General features: G+C 61.6%; 10 protein-coding genes. 8 read left to right on the forward strand and 2 right to left on the reverse strand.

From position 1 onward, the window contains the following. Positions 1-46: 46 nt before the first annotated feature. Entirely contained in the window at positions 47-988 is a 942-nt protein-coding gene (locus J3P90_RS02915) for a LysR substrate-binding domain-containing protein (RefSeq protein ID WP_434675802.1), read from the reverse strand. A 130-nt stretch (positions 989-1118) separates the two neighbouring features. Between J3P90_RS02915 and J3P90_RS02920 the strand changes: the two genes are divergently transcribed. The 4 genes from J3P90_RS02920 to J3P90_RS02935 all read left to right on the forward strand — a co-directional run bounded on the left by J3P90_RS02920 (position 1119) and on the right by J3P90_RS02935 (position 4298). Then, the gene (locus J3P90_RS02920) at positions 1119-1757 is read left to right on the forward strand and encodes an FMN-dependent NADH-azoreductase (RefSeq protein WP_434560922.1); all 639 of its coding nucleotides are present in this window, start codon (positions 1119-1121) and stop codon (positions 1755-1757) included. Positions 1758-1859: 102 nt separating this feature from the next. Beyond that, positions 1860-2750 carry an alpha/beta fold hydrolase gene (locus tag J3P90_RS02925; RefSeq protein WP_434649089.1) on the forward strand — a complete coding sequence of 297 codons (891 nt, stop codon included), beginning with the start codon at positions 1860-1862 and terminating at the stop codon, positions 2748-2750. A gap of 151 nt (positions 2751-2901) precedes the next feature. Then, positions 2902-3174 carry a PsiF family protein gene (locus J3P90_RS02930; RefSeq protein WP_434608034.1) on the forward strand — a complete coding sequence of 91 codons (273 nt, stop codon included), beginning with the start codon at positions 2902-2904 and terminating at the stop codon, positions 3172-3174. Between the two features lie 110 nt (positions 3175-3284). Then, positions 3285-4298 (forward strand): AI-2E family transporter, encoded by a 1014-nt coding sequence (locus J3P90_RS02935; protein WP_420766234.1) that lies wholly within the window; start codon positions 3285-3287, stop codon positions 4296-4298. A 120-nt stretch (positions 4299-4418) separates the two neighbouring features. Here the strand turns inward: J3P90_RS02935 and J3P90_RS02940 are convergent, their stop codons facing one another. After that, on the reverse strand, positions 4419-5693 hold the full coding sequence (locus J3P90_RS02940; protein ID WP_434675803.1) for an Hsp70 family protein: 1275 nt from the start codon (positions 5691-5693) through the stop codon (positions 4419-4421). Between the two features lie 296 nt (positions 5694-5989). Between J3P90_RS02940 and J3P90_RS02945 the strand changes: the two genes are divergently transcribed. The 4 genes from J3P90_RS02945 (at position 5990) to J3P90_RS02960 (ending at position 17808) form a co-directional block, all read left to right on the forward strand. Continuing rightward, the gene (locus tag J3P90_RS02945) at positions 5990-6928 is read left to right on the forward strand and encodes a DnaJ C-terminal domain-containing protein (protein WP_434675804.1); all 939 of its coding nucleotides are present in this window, start codon (positions 5990-5992) and stop codon (positions 6926-6928) included. Between the two features lie 222 nt (positions 6929-7150). Next, entirely contained in the window at positions 7151-7450 is a 300-nt protein-coding gene (locus tag J3P90_RS02950) for a chaperone modulator CbpM (protein WP_420766237.1), read from the forward strand. A gap of 103 nt (positions 7451-7553) precedes the next feature. After that, positions 7554-12608 carry an NEL-type E3 ubiquitin ligase domain-containing protein gene (locus J3P90_RS02955; RefSeq protein WP_434675805.1) on the forward strand — a complete coding sequence of 1685 codons (5055 nt, stop codon included), beginning with the start codon at positions 7554-7556 and terminating at the stop codon, positions 12606-12608. Between the two features lie 142 nt (positions 12609-12750). Further along, a complete protein-coding gene (locus J3P90_RS02960) occupies positions 12751-17808 on the forward strand; it encodes an NEL-type E3 ubiquitin ligase domain-containing protein (RefSeq protein WP_434675806.1) in 5058 nt (1685 codons plus the stop codon). The last annotated feature ends 34 nt before the right edge of the window (positions 17809-17842 follow it).

Here is a 17842-nt window from a genome sequence, read left to right on the forward strand (position 1 = left end):
TGGAGGCTGATCCGGTTAGGCGTCACGCTCTGCTGGCGCGATCGCTCTAGTTCTGAGTGATGCGATCCTGGAAAAGTTTTACCGGATTTTTCAAGGCGTGCCCGGACAAGCGTGCTTCCTCCTCCACCCATTGGAAAAAAGCCCGCACGGGCGGGTGCCGCTCTCGTCCCGGCACGCAAAGCGCACTGTAGCCGGCACCGCTGACTTGGACCTTGGGGCGATAACCCACCAGCAACCCGCTGGCGACGCTTTGCGAAGCGAGGATATTGCTCGCCAATACCAGGCCCTGGCCGGCGATGGCCGCTTGCAGGGCGTAGTGCTCTTCATCGTATTCACGTATGCAAGGTTGCCGGGTCATCCAGCTTTCCCCCGCCTGGGTGCACCAGGCGTCCCAACCGTGGGCGTACAGCTTGGCGTTATGCCAGCGCACGCTGATCAGTGTCGGCGGCTGCCGGGTGGCCAGCGCGACTTGTTCCGGCGAGCCATACACGCCGAAGCTCTCTTCGAACAGGCACATGCCATAGAGGTTCGAGTAGCCGTCCAGGCTGTAGCGCACCACCAGATCGACGCTGGCGTCCTGAAGCAAGTCGATGACTTCGCAATGGGTGTCCAGGCGTACGTTGATGTTCGGATGGCGCGCGTAAAACCGCCCCAGGCGCGGCACCAGCCACAGGGCGGCAAACGCCGCCGTGGTGGATATCGTCAGGTGCGTGGTGCTGCGTTGCGGGCGCAGGCTGTCAACGCTTTGTGCAACTTCCAGCAATGCCCCGTGCAAGCTGTGGAACAGCCGCTGTCCCGCGTCGGTGAGGCGTACCCGGCGCGGCAAGCGTTCGAACAACTGCGCCCCCAACCAGGTTTCCAGGGAGCGGATCTGGTGGGAAATCGCTGTCGGGGTGACCGCCAGCTCTTCGGCCGCCGCCTTGAAACTGAGCAGGCGTGCAGCCGCCTCGAAGGCTCGCAAGGCATTGAGGGGCAGGGTGGCAAACATTGGAAATCTCCGTATGGATGAAAACAACTCATCCGGATGAACTAACGCTCATTTGCGATCGAGGGCGACCGGGCTCCAATCTTAAAGCCACAGGCCGTTCCGATTGTAGTCGCATTAGAAGGAGTTACAGATGAGCAGCATTCTTGTCGTACAGGGTAGCCCACGCGGTGAGCGTTCCCATTCCCGACGTCTGACGGAGGCATTCATAGCGGCGTGGCAGGCCGCCAATCCACTTTGCCAACCGACTCGCCGCGAGGTGGGCCGCACCGTCATCCCTGCGGTCAACGAAGCCTTTATTGCGGCGGCGTTTTACTCCGAGCCCCAGGCGCGGCCATTGACCATGCAGGCCGACCTGGCGCTGAGCGATGCGCTGGTTGCCGAACTGCAAGCCCACGATCGCTTGGTAATCTCGGCACCCATGCACAATTTTGGCGTGCCCAGCGGCGTGAAAGCCTGGGTCGACCAGATCGTACGCATCGGCGTGACATTCAACCACAGCCTCGACAACGGTGTTTCCCAGTACGAGCCGCTGGTGTCGGGCAAAAAGGCGCTGATCGTGACCAGCCGAGGTGATTTCGGCTTCGGCCCCGGTGGCCAATTGGAGGCCATGAACCACGCCGACACCTGGCTGCGGGCGGTGCTGGGCTTCATCGGTATCAACGACGTGACGGTGGTGGCGGCCGAAGGCGAAGAGTCGGCCGAGCACAGCTTCGCGCGTTCCTATGCCGAGGCCGAGCAGCGCTTGCTGGCGCTCGCCCGAACCTTTTGAGGACCTGGGTCTTGCCGCGATCGGGCTGAAGTGCCTCGGGTGTCATAGACTGGTCATCATCGGTACTGATGCTGACCACCTCTTGATCGCAAGGATGTCGCCATGTCGCAACGCTGTGCCACTCGCTACCCCTTGGTGCTGGTCCCGGGCATGCTCGGTTTCATTCGCCTGGTGTTGTATCCGTACTGGTATGGCATCGCAGAGGCATTGCGCCGGGGCGGGGCCGTGGTGATTCCTGTGAAGGTCTCGCCCTTGCATTCATCCGAGGTTCGCGGCGAGCAGCTGTTGGCCCGGATTGAGGAAGTGCTGCGGCAAACCGGCGCGCAAAAGGTCAACCTGATCGGCCACAGCCAGGGCGCCCTCACTGCCCGCTACGCCGCGGCCAAACGCCCGGACCTGGTGGCGTCGGTCTCTTCGGTGGCCGGTACGAACCACGGTTCCGAGCTAGCCGATTACCTGCAAACCCATTACCCGGCCGACAGCGCCAAAGGCCGGGTGCTCAGTGCTTTGCTGCGGCTGATCAACGCGATCATGAGCCTGCTGGACACCGGTTATCACGGGCCACGGCTGCCAGCCGACCTGAAGGCATCCCATGCTTCGCTCACCACTGCCGGGGTGGCGCTGTTCAACGAACGTTATCCACAGGGGCTGCCCCAAACCTGGGGCGGACACGGGCCGGAAGAGGTCAATGGCGTGCGTTACTACTCCTGGTCGGGGACGTTGCAGCCGGGCAAGACCGACAAGGGTCGCAACCTCTTCGATGGCACCAATCGAAGCTGCCGGTTGTTCGCCCGCACCTTCGTGCGCGAAGCCGGGCAGTGCGATGGTATGGTCGGGCGCTACAGTTCGCACCTGGGCACGGTGATCCGGGATGACTACCCGCTGGACCATTTCGACATCGTCAATCAGTCGCTGGGGCTGGTGGGCAGGGGGGCGGAGCCGATCCGGTTGTTTGTCGAGCATGCCGAGCGGTTGAAGGCGGCAGGCTTGTAGGACGCAGGGCGTCGCGCGTTATCGTTCGTTGCCGACATGCTCCAGACACTGGTAGTTCATGCTCGGGAAATCGAACAGATGAAGGTGTAACAGGCTTTGTCTACACTGCACCCCATCGCCACACCCTCGTGCGGCAACCAGGAGAAACATCATGAAGATGCTCCGTGTCCCTTTGTTGATGATGGGTTTGCTGCTGTGTTCCCAGGGGTTCGCCGCCACGGCCCAACAAACCAAGATGACCACCTGCAACGCCGACGCCACCACCAAGGCCCTCAAGGGTGACGAACGCAAGGCCTTCATGAGCAACTGCCTCAAGGCGACCCCACAGGACCGCATGAAAAGCTGCAATGCCACTGCCACCGAGCAGGCGTTGAAGGGTGACGCTCGCAAGGCGTTCATGAGTGAGTGCCTGAAGAAAAAATAAGCGCCGGATCTTCTGAGCCCTGGGCCAAATCGGCCGATACAATCCCTAGTGCTGCCAGCGGATCGCTGGCAGACTGCCGATCCTTTCATGCCGTTTTGTCCTGGGGCTGTATGCCAACGTTTTCTCAGCGTCATGTGTTGTTGGTGATCAGTTGGGTGATCATTTTTGGTGGGCTGTTGCTGGTGTTGCCGCTGCGCCTGTTGCCGAGCCTGTTGGCCGGGTTGCTGGTGTTCGAGCTGGTCAACATGCTCACTCCGCAGTTGCAACGATTGATCGAAGGCCGGCGTGCCCGCTGGTTGGCGGTGGCATTGCTCGGCACGTTGGTGGTCAGTGTGCTGACCCTGATCTTTGCCGGCGCCTTCAGTTTCCTGCTGCACGAAGCGGAAAATCCCGGGGCCTCCCTGGACAAGTTCATGACCGTGGTCGATCGCGCCCGTGGGCAACTGCCGCCGTTCATCGATGCCTACCTGCCGGCCAGCGCCGCCGAGTTCCGGGTGGCGATCGGTGATTGGGTGAGCAAGCACTTGAGCGACCTGCAGCTGGTGGGCAAGGACGCGGCCCACATGTTCGTGACGCTGTTGATCGGCATGGTGCTCGGCGCCATCGTCGCCCTGCAGCGCATCCCCGACCTGACCAAGCGCAAGCCCCTGGCCGCTGCGCTGTTCGATCGCCTGAACCTGCTGGTCAAGGCCTTTCGCAACATCGTCTTCGCCCAGATCAAGATTTCCCTGCTCAATACGTTCTTCACCGGGATTTTCCTGGCGGTGGTGCTGCCGCTGTTCGGCATCCAGCTACCCCTGACCAAGACCCTGATCGTGATGACGTTCCTGCTGGGGCTGTTGCCGGTGATCGGCAACCTGATGTCCAACACCCTGATCACTGTGGTCGCCCTGTCATTGTCGATCTGGGTGGCGGTGGCCGCGCTGGGTTACCTGATCGTGATCCACAAGCTCGAATACTTCCTCAACGCCCGTATCGTCGGCGGACAGATCAGCGCCAAGTCGTGGGAATTGCTCATGGCGATGCTGGTGTTCGAAGCCGCGTTCGGCCTGCCGGGGGTGGTGGCGGGGCCTATCTACTATGCGTATCTCAAGAGTGAGTTGAAGCAGGTAGGGATGGTTTGATCCGACCGTTGTATCGATTGATCTACCGCTTTCGCGAGCAGGCTCGCTCCCACAGTTCGATCGCATTCGGTCAAACTGTGGGAGCGAGCCTGCTCGCGAAGGGTGCGCCTCGGTCCTGAATCAGGCCTGACTCCCATACCGCTTCATCGCCTCGATCGCCAATCCACTGCCGATACTGCCAAAGATATTGCCTTCCACATGCCGCGCCTGGGGAAGCATCGCCGAGACGCTGTTGCGCAGCGCCGGGATGCCGCTGGAGCCGCCGGTGAAGAACACGGTGTCAACCTGGTCCACACCGATACCGGCATCGTTGAGCAGTTGCGTGACGCTGCCGCGCACCCGCTCCAGCAAGCTGTCGATGGCCGACTCGAACAGGGCGCGGCTCAAGTCCACGCTCAGGCCCGGCTCGATCCGGTCCAGGGCCACGTGGCGCTGGTCGGCGTGGGTCAGCTGGATCTTGGTTTCTTCCACTTCCATCGCCAGCCAATGCCCGGCGCGCTGTTCGATCAGCTTGAACAGCCGGTCGATGCCGCCGGTGTCTTCGATGTCGTAGCGCATGCTGCCCAGGGCGAGGGTGGATTTCTGCGAATACACCGCGTTGATGGTGTGCCAGGTCGCCAGGTTCATGTGATGGCTGGTGGGCATGTAGGCGCCGCTTTTCATGCGGCTGCCGTAGCCGAACAGCGGCATCAGGCCTTGCAGGCTGAGTTGCTTGTCGAAGTCGGTGCCGCCGATGTGCACGCCGCCGGTCGCCAGGATGTCGGCGTGACGGTTATCGTGGGTACGACGCTCGGGCGACAGGCGCACCAGGGAGAAGTCCGACGTACCCCCGCCGATGTCGACGATCAGCACCAGCTCTTCTTTCTCGATGGTCGATTCATAGTCGAAAGCCGCCGCGATGGGCTCGTACTGGAACGACACTTCCTTGAAGCCAATGGCGCGGGCGACGTCTACCAGGGTGTTCTCGGCTTCCTGGTCGGCCATTTCGTCGTCATCGACAAAAAACACCGGGCGGCCCAGCACCACTTCTTCGAATTCTCGACCGGCGGTGGCTTCGGCGCGTTTCTTCAATTGGCCGATGAACAACCCCAGCAGATCCTTGAACGGCATCGCCGTGCCCAACACGCTCGTGTCGTGCTTGATCAGCTTGGAGCCCAGCAGGCTCTTGAGCGAACGCATCAGCCGGCCTTCGTAGCCTTCCAGGTATTCGTGCAGCGCCAGGCGACCGTACACCGGGCGGCGCTCTTCCTGATTGAAAAAGACCACCGAGGGCAAGGTGATCTTGTCGTCCTCCAGCGCGATCAACGTTTCCATGCCGGGGCGCAGCCAGCCGACAGTGGAGTTGGACGTGCCGAAGTCGATGCCGCAGGCACGGGCCGGGGATGCGTTTTTCATGTCTTTCAGATTCCGGTCGAAAAAACGGCCGCGCAGTGTATGCCAGTGCGGCGCGGATTCGAAGGCCGGTTATCCGCTAATTCCCAAACACGGGCCTTGAAAGACGACGTCACACCCCCAAACTTGCTGGCATGAGCCTGGCAGCCATCGGGCGGACACAAGAACCGCCACCCGCTGCCGATAAACTTCTGATGCGCCGCCCGGTCCCAATCTTGAGGCTGGTCAACCCGCTGTCCGGTCATCCGGGCATGCCGTGCGTGGCGGTGCGACATCGATAACGGATGGTGATGCTTAAGATGGACTTCAAAGACTATTACAAGATCCTGGGTGTCGAGCCGACGGCCGACGATGCCACGATCAAGGCTGCCTATCGAAAGTTGGCGCGCAAGTACCACCCGGACGTGAGCAAAGAGAAGGACGCCGAAACCAAGTTCAAGGACGTCTCCGAAGCCTATGAGGCGTTGAAAAGCGCCGACAAGCGTGCCGAGTACGACGACCTGCGCCGTTATGGTCAGCACGGACAGCCATTCCAGGGACCGCCGGGTTGGCAGAGCCGTGGCGGTTTTGGTGGCCAGGATACGGGTGACTTCTCGGACTTCTTCAGTTCGATCTTTGGCAATCGCGGGCCGGGTTTCGGTGGCCGTCAATCGGGTCGCAGCGCCGGCCGTCGGGGGCAAGACGTGGAAATGGAATTACCGATCTTCCTGGAAGAAACCCTGTCGAACGAGTCGAAGAAGGTCAGTTTCCAGGTGCCGCAATACAACGCGGCGGGCCAGCACGTGAGCAATACCAGCAAGAGCCTGAACGTGAAAATCCCGCTGGGCGTGACCGATGGCGAGCGCATCCGCCTCAAGGGCCAGGGCGCGCCCGGCATCGGCGGTGGCGCCAATGGCGACTTGTACCTGACCATTCGTTTCGCCCCGCACCCCAAGTTCGACGTCGAAGGCCGGGACCTGATCATCACCTTGCCCCTGGCGCCGTGGGAATTGGCCCTGGGGACCGAGGTGGCGGTGCCGACCCTCACCGGCAAGATCAACCTCAAGGTGCCGGCAGGCAGCCAGAACGGCCAGCGCATGCGCGCCAAGGGCCACGGCCTGCGCAACAAGGCCGGCGAGCGCGGCTACCTGTTCGTACAGCTCAAGGCCGTGATGCCCAAGGCCAGCGATGAATCGGTCAAGGCGTTGTGGGCCGAGTTGGCGAAGAAAGCTGCGTTCGATCCTCGGGAGCACTTCTGACCGGTAATCACAGGCCTGGCAACGCACGCCGTGGCGAGGGAGCTTGCTCCCGCTGGGCTGCGAAGCAGCCCCAAAACCATTCGACACGGTGCGCCAGGAAAAACCGGTAGGCAGGTTTTACGACTGCTGCGCAGCCGAGCGGGAGCAAGCTCCCTCGCCACAAAACCGGGTTTTCACAATCCTGGCTAGACTCGACAGTTGAAGCATTGGGAGAAGCAGACCATGAACGACCCGATCATCGAACTGAACCTGATGGAATTCTGTGAAGCCGCTGCGTTGGCGGATGTCCACGTGATTGAAATCGTCGAGCACGGCATCCTCGAGCCCCACGGCGCGGCCCCGACCGATTGGCGTTTCACCGATTACGAACTGGTCCTGGCCCGCCGGGCCGCCAAGCTGCGCCGTGAGTTGGAACTGGAATGGGAAGGTGTCGCGCTGGCGCTGGATCTGTTGGAGGAGGTCCAGCAGTTGCGATCCGAGAACCGTCGGCTGCGCCAGCAACTGGGCCGTTGGGTGGAGTAGGCACGCGCGGGGTCCCTGGCGGAAAAAAACGATAAATAGTTACCGCACTCGTCAGTGACGCGCTGGGTAGGCTCGGGTTTTCCACCATCAAGGATGATCCGAAATGCCATTACCTATTTCTGCCGTTAGCGACCCCGGCATGACGCCGCTGCCTGAAAATCGCGGCGTCCATGTCGACCTGCTCAGGCAGCGCGTTCCCGATTGGTACATCGGGGCCGTCATGCGGCGCCAGCAGGCGTTGAGCGACCACGACCTGAAACTCCCGGCCTGGTACCCCAAGACCTCCCACGAAACCCGGACCCGCCTCAAGGACCAGCATGCGCGCTACCGCGCCAGCCTGAACCTGATCGACAACAGCTTGGGCCGCATCGAGGATATCCGCGCCTTTGCCAAGCCGTTGCTGACCCAGGCCATCCAGCAGGAATTCAAGCGAACCCTGAATGTGGAGAAGGTTTATTACGCCCGCCAGTACGCAAGCAAGACACGCAAGGACCTGGGCAGCACGCTGCTTCACCGCCTGACGGGCGAGGCCTGGGATACCTACGAGTACCGAGGTGCTTCGCTGCTGGAAACGGCACTGGCGAACTTCGAACCCGACGAAGAGCAAAAGCTCGATTGCGATGGCTGCCATGTCATCACCACCACGGCGCTGACCGTCAGCGGTACGCCTGCGCCTACGCTGGAGGCCGTTCGGGCGGGGGCGTTGCCAATCGCTCCGCACGCCTTTGCCAGACTATGCCGCAAGCTGGACCTGGGGCGCCGCTACCAGCAGCACATTCGCGCCATCGCTCGACCCGCTGACGAAGACGCCCGCCGCCGTCTGGACCAGCAAATGCGCGACCACCACCGTCAGTCGTTGGCGCTGAGTGTCGAAGTCGCCTGGGCCAAGGCCGACATCAGCCGTGACACGTACCTGATGCTGCGGCAAGTGGTCGGCGATCAGGACGGCGCCATGCTCGACGGGCGACCGGTGACGTTCACTTCGCTGAAAATCTTCGACACCGAACTGGTCGGCCCGGTACTGATGGGGCCCGACCGGGAAAATACCCGGCGCCTGGAGCGTGTGGTGGCGTATCTACCGGGCGATCCCGAGCATCCTCTCAAGGAGTATCCGTCCAGCACCGAGTTCATGGTGGAACTGCGTCGGCGCCTCCATGGCATCGCCTACCGACAGTTTTTCAGCCGTTTCGTACCGCTGAGCCAGCAAGGGCATTTTTTCAAGCAGTTCGACCAGTTGTACCAACCCTCTCCCGAGGCCGATACCCAATCGGACTATCCGCTCAAGCCCTCGTTGAAAAATTTGCGCATGGCCGCATCGCCCATCACCGGCTCGCTGTGGGAAGCCTTGCGCCGCGAGCAACTGCAGAAAATCGAGATGGACGCGCGAACGGTGGCGGTGCCCACCGCCGATGAAGACAAAGCCGCCCGCCTGGCGCGCCTGGAGAGTTGGACGAACACGGTGATCGACGTGCTTAACCAATTGGCATTCGTGGTGCCTGCGTTGGGGCCACTGATGCTGACCGTGGCGGCCGTGCAGATGTTCGAAGAAGCGTTCGAAGGTATCGAGGCGTTCGAGCAGGGGGAGACCCAGGAGATGTGGGCGCACTTTTCCAGCGTGGCGCTCAATATCGCGTTTATCGTCGCAGGCGCCAAAGTGTTGCCGAAGATCCAGGCATCGGCCAGGGTGGATCGGTTGGAAGCGGTTGAACGGGCCAGCGGGGAGTCGCGACTCTGGAGCCCTGATCTCACGCCGTACCGCAGTCCTTTGCGCCCACTCGCCGGCGCCGTCCCGGACAGTCTAGGGCTGTACGAGGTCAGTGGCCGCAAGGTCCTGCCATTGGACGGGCACCACTACGAAGTACAACAGGACCCGATTACCCACCGCTATCGCATCCGTCACCCTTCCCGGCCGGATGCCTACCAGCCCAAGCTGACGCACAACGGCAGCGGCGCCTGGAACCATGAACTCGAAAGACCACAGGGTTGGAAAGGCACAACCCTGATGCGCAGGCTGGGCCATCGGGTCGAGGATTTCAGCGACAGCGAACTGGAGCAGATCCGCATCGCCAGTGGCACCAGCGAGGACGTGTTGCGACGCATGCATGTGGAAGGCGAGCCGATGCCCGCATTGCTGGCCGATACGGTCAAGCGCTTTGACTTGGCGCGACAAGTCGACAATTTTATCGGGCAACTGCAAAGCGACGATTCGCTGCGACAGGACGAAGCCGATCCAGTGACGCAGTTGCACTTGCTTGCCGGTTATGGCCCCTGGCCAAGCGGGCTGAGATTGAAGGTGGTGGACGGGGCGGGCAAGACGCTCTGGCGGTATGTTCGTCCATCCCAGGGCTCGGCTCCGGTGAGTGATGTGATCATTCCCGAGGCAAAGGTGCGTACCTCTTCGGTGCTGAAGAATCTGATCGAGGCGGTGGACGCGACCGGGAAGGATCTGCTGGCCGACACCCGTCCGGCGATAGCGAAAACGAACATGGATGCTCGGATTCGCCAGCTCAGGAACAACCTCGCGGAAGTGGCGCGGCGTGAAAAAGTCCAGTTGCTCAATGATTACTACGCCAGGAGCCAAGAGCCAGTCGACCCTCGGGTGGCGTTGATCAAATCCCGCTTCCCATCGGTGCCGGCCGCGGCCATCGAGCAGATGATCACCGATGCCAACCGTGGGGAGCTTCAGCAGATGGCCGCGTGGAATGACGCCGATCCCACCCAGACCAAGCCGATTCCGCTGCGCATCGCCGAGGAACTGCGTCATTGTCAGCGAACGGTGCGTTTGAACCGGGCCTATGAAGGCCTGTACCAGCCTGCGTTGGCGACCGCGGACACGCCCCGATTGGCGCTGGCAACGCTCAAGACCCTGCCCGGCTGGAGCGACACGGTGCGTATCGAACTGCGAGACGATCATGCCTCCGGCGCCTTGGTCGACAGCATCGGGCCGCTGGAGGCGGCGCAGACCAAGATCGTGGTCAGGGACGGTGCTCGCTACCAGGCCCTTGATGACCGGGGCAATGAATTGAGCCATTGGGGCAGCGTCTTCGACGCGTTGCAACACGCCCTGCCGGACGCCGAGCGCCAGGCCATGGGGCGCCCTTCGATCCACCAGGGCGGCCTGCTGGAAAAGGCCCTCGGGAAAGCGCCAGTGCCGCGCAATTCGTTGGCGCGAATCTTGAACTTGCCCGCCATCAAGCCATCGTTCCGCTCACCGATGCGCCTGGCGTCGGGCGCGGTGGGATACCCGCTGAGCGGGCTGCGAGCCTTGTTGGGGCTGGGGCGTTCGGTGGAAAGTCGCGTTCTGGAGTTGTACCCCAACCATACGAACGAACAGGTCCGGGCGTTGCTGGCTTCATTGGGCGACGGCGCCGTGGCGGAGCTCAAGCGACGCAAGATCGAGCTGGACATGCTGGATCGGGACCTCGACCGTTGGGCCAATACGACCAGTTGGATTTATTCGGGCGACCGCATGGAGCAGGTGCCACCCGTGCGCAAGCGCGGGGTGGCCGATCAGATCAAGCGTTGCTGGAGGCGCCAGACCGCCGTGGAGACAGCCGCGGATGGCCGCGCGGCGGGCTATCAGCTCGATCTGGGCCGGCTGACAGTCGGTTACCTGCCGGAGCTGTCGGCGGATTTCAGCCACGTGGCCTCGCTGAAAATGGCAGGCATGGACCTGTCACAACAGGCCTGCGAAGGTTTTCTCTCCGGTTTTTCCTCTCTTCGCTGGCTGGACATGACTGACAACCGCCTGGCCCAAATTCCCGCGGCCTTGGGGGCAATGGATGGCCTGACCAAGCTGCTGCTCAAGGACAACACCATTACTCTGACCCCTCGTTGTGTTGAAGTCCTGCAGGGTCTTACCCGACTGAAGGTCCTCAATCTGGAAAACAACCCCGTGGGGCAGCTGCCGGATTTCAGTCGAATGTCCGATTTGCGCGGCCTGGGCCTCAAGGGCACCGGAATCGACACCTGGCCCGCCGGCCTGCACGGCTTGCCGCTGGAGTTCGTCGATTTGCGCGACAACCAGTTGACCGACGTTCCGGAGGCGCTGCTCAACCCGGCGGCGGCTGACGTCCTTGCCACGGCCCGCGTCAACGGCGTGACTTTCCTCCAAGGCAATCCATTGAACGCAGCGACCCAGCAGCGCCTGCATGATTACTGGGCGGACCTGTGGCGTGAGCATCCCGAGTGGATAACGTTGCGTCAACACGGGGCGTTTGGTCATGTCGCGGTGGGAACGGCGGCCAATGTGCAGCAGTGGGTGCAGAATTTGCCCGACAGCCAATTACCCAACAAACGCGCGTTGTGGCAAAGCCTGGCGAGTGAACCGCAATCGGGTGAGTTCTTCGAGCTGTTGAATCGCCTGGCCACCTCCTATCAAGGCGAAGAAAGCTACTCGGACCTGCAGTTGCGTGTCTGGCAAATGCTGGAAGCGGCCGAGGCTTCCACCGACCTGCGTCGTGAGTTGTTCGAACTGGCGGGGGCTCCGGCGTGTGAGGACCGCGCAGCGTTATCGTTCAGCTACCTGGAAATCAGATTGATGATTCACGACGCCAAGGCCACGGCCAATGGCGAGGCTGAGGCCGGGACGTTGATCAAATTGGCCAAGGGATTGTTTCGCATCGATGAAGTGGAGCGCATCGCTCTGGAGGACATTCAGCGACGGCGTGACGCCATCACGGCCCGCCGGGACCTGTCGGCCGAGCAGAAGGCCCGGCACCTGGCAGAGATAGAGGAAGTCGAAGTGCGCCTCGCCTACCGGGTGGGGCTGAGGGATCGGCTGGCGTTACCGGGGCAGCCGAAAGGCGGGCGTTTTGTCCACCTGGGCAACGTCACCCAGGACATGCTGGATGCAGCCGCTACCCAGGTCCTGGCCCTGGACGATTCACCTCGGCAGGTGCAATCGCTGCTGGAGCGTGAATTCTGGATCGACTTTTTGAAACAGCAGCATGAAGCCGCGTTCCAGGCGCTGACCGACACCCTTATCACCGACCAGCTTGCATTGGATGAGGCCAAGGCGGCCGGAACCCTGGAGGAGGCTGACTATGGGACCAAGTCCGAGGCACTGGGCCTGCAGCACAGCGTCAAGGAAGCGGAGCTGATCCAGTCATTGACCGAGGAAGAGCTGGACGCGCAGGTGCAAAGTACTGATCTGTAACGCGGATTCTTGGGTCCGGAGCGGGGGTGAGGCCGCGGTGGGTTGTTTGTCATGTCCTGTGATGGAAGCGATAAATAGTTACCGCATTCACGGAGCGAGCAATGGATAGGCTCGGGTTTTCCAACCTCAAGGATGACCCGATATGCCAGAGCCTACCGTTGCAAAAAGCGCCACGACTTCACCCGCTTCGAAACACGGCGAGCACGACGATCTGCTCAGAAGTCGCATTTCCTCCTGCTACATGAAAGCCACCGCGCAGCGCCAGAAGGCGCTGAGCGATCATGACCTGGAGCTTCCAGACTGGTACGTGAAGACGACCCACCAGACCAGGGCCAACCTAAAAAGCATTCACGAGCGCTACTGCGCAATTTTCAACCAGGTCGACTACGCGCTGGGCAAGGTCCAGGACATACGGACCTTCGCCGAACCCTTGCTCAGCCAGGCCATCCAGACAACCTTCAGGCGTACGCTCAATGTTCGGGAGGTTTATTTTGCCCGCAAGTTCGCGGTCAAGACGCGTACCGACATGGGTATCAACTTGCTCCATCGACTGACGGGCGAGGGCTACGACACTTACCAATACCGGGGCGGTTCGTTATTGGACGTCGCGCTGGCCAATTTCGAACCCGATGAAGAGCACAAGCTCGACTGCGATGATTGCCACCTCATTACCACCACGCCGGTGTCCGCCGATGGCACCTTGAGTCATACCCTGGAATCCGTGCGCGCGGGAGCATTGCCCATAGCCCCCGAGGCGTTCATCAAGCTATGCCGCAAGCTCGACCTGGGACGCAAGTATCGGGAACACCTCACGACCATCCTGGAACCGAACGACCGCCAGGCCCGCGAACGGTTGGATGAACAGTTGCGCGAGCATCACAAGCAACTCCTCACGATCAGTACCGAGATCGCCCACGCCAAGGCGGACATCCGGCAGGACACCTACCGAATGTTGCAGCGGGTAGTGGGTGGGCAGCCCTCGGCCGAGCTGGACGGCCGCGCGGTGACCTTCGCGACGTTGACGGTCCTTGACGTCGAGCTTGTCGGGCCTTTGCTGATCGGGCCAGAGCGCGACCGCAGTACCCGGTTGGAGCGGGTCGTGGCGTATATCCCGGACGACCCCGAGCACCCGGTGAAGGAATACGCCTCCAGCTACGAATTCATGGTCGAACTGCGTCGCCGCCTCCACAACCTCGACTACCGGCGCTTCTTCAGCCGCTTCGTGCCGTTGCATGAGCAAGGGCATTTCTTCGAGCGTTTCAACCGTCTCTTCAAACCCTCTTCGCAAACCGATGCCAAAGGCGACTTCCCCCTCAAGTCGAACCTGCCCAGGCTGCCGATGAGCGCGTCCGACCTCAAGGGTTTCTTGTGGGAGACGCTACGGGTAAATCAGGTCCGCAAGATTTACCAAGACGCACGGGTCGCGGCAGTTCCTACAGGGGATGAAGACAAGAAGGCGCGTCAGGCGCGCCTGGAAAGTTGGGAAAGCACGGTCATCGATGTGCTCAACATGGCGGCGTTCGTTGTTCCCGGGCTCGGTCAGGTGATGATGGCGGTGTGGGCGTTGCAGATGCTGTACGAGGCGTTCGAAGGCATCGAGGCGTTCGAGCAGGGAGAAACCAAGGAAATATGGGCGCACGTTTCCAGCCTGGCGCTTAACGCCGCGTTCATGGTGGCAGGCGCCAAAGTGCTCCCGCGCATCATGCCGTCGGCTACGGTGGATCAATTGGCGCCCGTCACTTCGCCGACTGGCGAAAGACGGCTCTGGCGACCCGACCTGGCGCCTTACCGGAGCGATCTGGAGCCGCCCGCGAATTCGCAACCCGATGCCCTGGGCTTGCACCGCGTCAATGGCCGCGACGTCTTGCCATTGGACGACAGTCACTACGAAGTCCAGCAAGACCCGGCCACCCAACGTTATCGCATTCGCCATCCTTCCCGGCCGGATGCCTATCAGCCCGAGCTGACAAACAACGGCAGCGGTGCCTGGAACCATGAGCTGGAACAGCCGCGAAGCTGGGACGGTACGACCCTGATGCGCCGGCTCGGCCATCGGGTCAAGGATTTCAGCGATGCCGAGCTCGAGCACATTCGTACCGCCAGTGGCACCAGCGAGGACACGCTGCGGCGCATGCACGCCGAGGGCGAGCCGGTGCCGGTGTTGCTCGACGACACGATCAAGCGCTTCGACATCGCTCGCAAGGTCGATGCTTTCCTGCTGCACATGCAAAGCGAAGATCCGCTGATCTATGAGAAAGCCGATTCGATGACGCAGCTGCACTTGCTCACGGGTTACGGCCCATGGCCAGAAAACTTGAAGCTGAAGGTGATCGACAGCGCGGGCAAGTCTCTGTGGGAATACGCTCACCCAACGGATGGAACGTCCATGGTCCGTGAAGTCATCGTCAGCGATACGGAAGTGGATTCATCTTCATTCCCCAGGAACCTGATCGAGGCCGTGGATGCGACGGGCAATGATCTGTTGGCCGGCACGCGGCCGGCCATCGCGAAAACCGACATGAACGCCCGGATCCAACAGTTTCGCAAGAATCTCCTTGAAGTGGCGGTGCGTGAGAAAAACCAACTGATCCATGATCACTACGCCAAGGGCGATGTGTCGAAAGACCCGCGGGTCAAGCTGATCCAATCCCGTTTTCCTTCGGTTCCGGCGGCCGCCATAGAGCAGATAATGGTCCACGCCAGTCCCGGCGAAACCCGGCAAATGGCCGGATGGGATTACACCGATGCGACCCAGACCAAACCCCTCCCGCTGCGCATCGCCGAAGAGCTGCGTCACTTCCAGCGGGCGATCCGCTTGAACCGGGCCTACGAAGGGTTATACCAAGAGAGCCTGGCCACGGCGGATACACCCCGCCTGGCGCTGGCGACCCTCAAGACCCTGGCGGGTTGGAGCGATACGGTACGCATCGAACTGAGGGAGGATTTCACCTCGGGCAGATTGATCGACAGTGTCGGGCCGTCGGACTCGACGCAGGTCAAGATCGTGGTCAAGCGTGACGATCTCTATCAAGCCCATGACGACAGCGGCAACGACCTGAGCAGCGAGGGCAGCCTCTATGCGGCCTTGCAGCATGCGCTGCCGGATGCCGAACGCCAGGCCATGGGCCGCCCCTCGATTCATCATGGCGCGTTGCTGAAGACGGCTATCGGCGCGGCGCCGGTGAGCCGGGGTTCATTGGCAAAGGTCTTGAAGATGCCGGCAGTCAAACCGTTGCTCGTGTCGCCAATGCGCCTGGCCTCGGGCAGATACGGCTATCCATTGGGCGGGCCGCTGGAATGGCTGCGCCTGGGCCGGTCGCCTGAAAGACGGGTGCGAGAGTTGTTTCCCGATTATTCGTCCCAGGAAGCCCGGGCCTTCGTGCGGGAACTGGGCGACAGAGCGACCGTGGAGATCGGTCGCCTTGAAACCGAGTACCGTACGTTGCGCGACGAGCTGGACCGTTGGGTCGCTTCCACCGAGACGGATGAAGGGAACGACGACTTAGCGGCGTCATGGCGACGAGTCAAGCAAAACACCGCCGATCGTATCCGTAAATGTTGGAGGCGCCAGTCCCGGGCCATCATCGTGGTCGACGGCCGGCGTGTCGGGTATGAGCTTGATTTGAGCTGGATGCATATGAGGTCGTTGCCGCAACTGTCGGCTGATTTCAGCCACGTGACCTTCCTGAAACTTAATAACATGGGTTTGTCGCAACAAGCCTGCAACGGTTTCCTCACGCGTTTTCCTGCCGTTCGTTGGCTGGACATGAGCTTTAACAACCTGACCGAAGTGCCGGAGGCGTTGGCGGCAATGCCCCGTCTGAACAACCTCACGCTGGCATCGAACCAGATCGGCCTGACGCCGCGTGGCGTTGAGATCCTGGCCGGCCTGCCCGCCATGGAATTCCTTACCCTCAACGACAATCCACTGGGTCGTTTGCCGGACTTCAGCGCCATGCCGGCCCTGACGGAGCTGTCGCTTCGAAACACCAGGATCGACACTTGGCCCACGGGCCTGCTGGAACAGCCGCTGGAGGAACTGGACTTGCGCGCCAACCAACTGACCGAAGTGCCGGCACACGTGATCGATCCGCCCGCCGACCAGGCCCACGCCATGGCCCGGCTCAATGGCGTGACCTTTATCCAGGGCAATCCGATGGGCGAGGCGACCAGGCAGCGCCTGCGTGAGTATTGGGCGAATCTTCATCAGGCCCATCCCGAATGGACCGCCCCGCGAATGCAAGGAACACTCCAGCTGGCGGCCAACGCTCCGGTGGGTGGGCGCACAGGTGTGCGGCCATGGTTGCGTGATCTGCCGCCTGAACAACAGCAGGATAGAAAAGACCTGTGGCGAAGCCTCCAGGCGGAGCCGCAATCCGGGGAGTTCTTTCAGCTATTGAGTCGATTGATCGGGTCCTACCAGGACACCGAGAACTATTCGGACCTGCAGGCCCGCGTCTGGCAAATGCTGGAGGCTGCCCGGGATTCCACTGACTTGCGTCGTGAGCTTTTTGAATTGGCTGGAGAGCCGGCCTGTGAAGATCGTGCTTCGTTGTCGTTCAGCAATCTGGAAATCAAATTGATGATCCACAACGCCAAGGCGTTGCCGGTGGAAGGGGATGAGGCTGCCACGCTGATTCGCCTGGCCAAGGGATTGTTCCGGCTGGATGAAGTGGAGCGTATAGCGCTGCGGGACATCCAGGGGCGTCGTGCTGCCATCAATGCTCGTGAAGAACTCACCGCCGCGCAAAAGACCGAGTTGATCAGGCAGATCGAGGAAGTCGAGGTCCGGTTGGCCTATCGTGCGGGGCTCCGGGACCGGCTGGAATTGCCGGGGCAACCGAAAGGTGGACGCTTCACCAGCCTGGGCAACGTCTCCAGCGCCATGCTTGATGCCGCGGCCGCCGAGGTGTTGTCCCTGGACGACTCGCCCGAACAAATGCAGTCACTGGTGGGCCGTGATTTCTGGATCGACTATTTGAAGCAGCAACACGCGGCAGACTTCCAGGCATTGACCGACGCCCTCACTGAGGATCTGCTGGCGCTGGATGAGCAGAAAGCGGACGGAACCCTGGAGGAAGCGGACTACAACAGTCGAACCGAGGCGCTGGACTTGCAGCAAAGGTTCAAGGAAGCGGAGCTGATCCAGTCGTTGACCCAGGATGAACTGGATTCGCCCCAGGAGAGTACAGACCTGTAAGGCGAACCGGCGGCGAGGGCACTTGCCTTCTCGC

This window comes from Pseudomonas sp. D3-10 (genome assembly GCF_051132175.1).
In the GTDB taxonomy this organism is placed as follows: Bacteria; Pseudomonadota; Gammaproteobacteria; order Pseudomonadales; family Pseudomonadaceae; genus Aquipseudomonas.